General features: G+C 70.7%; 1 protein-coding gene. It reads right to left on the reverse strand.

What is annotated here, in order from left to right:
* The coding region (locus tag NEI07_RS14440; protein WP_256035471.1) for a class I SAM-dependent methyltransferase at positions 1-304 on the reverse strand (304 nt) is incomplete at both ends.

Consider the following 304-nt stretch of genomic DNA (forward strand, 5'->3'; position numbering starts at 1 on the left):
GTCGATCAACACGAGGTCGCAGCGCGCCTCGAGATCGGCCAGAACGTCGGCCTTGCCGCGCGGCGCGCGAACCTGAATGTTGCGGGCGCCGGCGCGCTCCAGCCGCTCGTGGATGGGCATGAGCCTTCGCCCATCCGCGTCATAGGCGTAGACCTGCCCGCGGTTATGCATCTGCCCGGCGAGCGCCAACGCCTTGCCGCCGCCGCCGGCGCAAAGATCGAGAACCTGCTCGCCTGGCCCGGCGGCGCAGAGCAGCGCCGCAAGCTGCGACGCTTCGTCCTGCGGCTCGACGAGCCCCTTCACA

This window comes from Methylocystis suflitae (genome assembly GCF_024448135.1).
Taxonomy (GTDB): domain Bacteria; phylum Pseudomonadota; class Alphaproteobacteria; order Rhizobiales; family Beijerinckiaceae; genus Methylocystis; species Methylocystis suflitae.